The organism is Mesorhizobium sp. B1-1-5, assembly GCF_006443065.1.
Taxonomy (GTDB): domain Bacteria; phylum Pseudomonadota; class Alphaproteobacteria; order Rhizobiales; family Rhizobiaceae; genus Mesorhizobium.
The window spans coordinates 1-1,256 of record NZ_VFWS01000474.1 but is presented as its reverse complement, the minus strand read 5'-3'; the positions used below and the strand labels follow the sequence as shown (position 1 = coordinate 1,256).

Genomic DNA, 1,256 nt, shown 5'->3' with positions numbered 1-1,256 from the left:
CGTGACTTGGAAGCGCCGCCACGGTGCAGAATTTTGCTCCGTAGCGATCCTTGGCGAAGGTAACGGCATGGATTCCAGGGTCTTCGCGAACGGAGCTTCGCTCCTGCTCCGCCCTAGAATGACGATCGCGATGGGCGTTTCGGCCAATCTCCAACGCATGCCACCTGCCAACGCAAACAGAGCCGACTGGTCAAAATCCCTGTGCGGTGCCACTAGCTAGCTTGGCTAGATATAACGCGGTAGCAGCCGATTATCAATCAAGTTCAGCGAAAGGTAGCGGGTGGCGGCGTCACCGGTTGCCGAAGATCGCCGACCCTACTCGGACGCTGGTCGCGCCGAAGGCGATCGCGGTCTCGTAGTCGCCGGACATACCCATCGAAAGTTTCGCGACGCCCGCCTCGCGGGCGAGCTTTTCCAGCAGCGCGAAATGCGGGCCGGGGTTCTCATCGGCCGGCGGGATGCACATCAGGCCCTCGATGGCCAGACCATGCACGTCGCGGCAGCGTTTGACGAAGGCGACCGCCTCGCGCGGCTCGATGCCGGCCTTTTGCGGCTCGGATCCGGTGTTGACCTGGACATAGAGTTTTGGTGAGCGACCCTGCCTTGCCATCTCCTTGGCCAGCTCAGCGGCGATCTTCTCACGGTCCACCGTTTCGATGATATCGAAAAGCGCCACCGCTTCCTTGGCCTTGTTGGATTGCAGCGGTCCGATCAGGTGCAGCTCGATGTCGGCAAATGCCGCCTTCAGCGCCGGCCATTTGCCTTGCGCTTCCTGCACGCGGTTCTCGCCGAAGACGCGCTGGCCCGCCTCGATGACGGGGCGGATGTCCTCGGCCGCGAAGGTCTTCGACACCGCCACCAGCGTGACGGCGCCGGGTGCGCGCTTCGCCTCGCGTTCGGCGTTCGCGATCTTCGCCCTGACCGCGTGAAGCTGCTCTACGGCGTTCGTCATGCCACCATCCTGCCTATAGTTTTCATGGCCGGCCCGCTCGCCGCAGTTGACGGGTCCGGCAATCCATGGTGAACACCGCGACGACATTGTCTCGGCTGCCGGCCTAGGCGTGTCGGTATTCAGGTGACGCCGGCCTGCAAATGCCGGTTTCCTGCGCTTCCGGTGCTCACGTACGAAAAGTACGCTCCGCTCCGGTTCTCGGAACCCGCCATTTTCGGCTCGGCCTGACCTGAATATCGACACGCCTTAAATCCAGCACCGCGCACCTGCTTTTAAGTGAAAAACATCCGATGGCAACCGAACG

1 protein-coding gene is annotated in these 1,256 nt (G+C 62.3%); it reads right to left on the bottom strand.

All coding sequences use genetic code 11. The annotated features are described in order from the left end of the window. Positions 1–289: 289 nt before the first annotated feature. On the bottom strand, positions 290–952 hold the full coding sequence (locus FJ980_RS32495) for a YggS family pyridoxal phosphate-dependent enzyme (protein WP_140547547.1): 663 nt from the start codon (positions 950–952) through the stop codon (positions 290–292). Between the last annotated feature and the right edge of the window lie 304 nt (positions 953–1,256).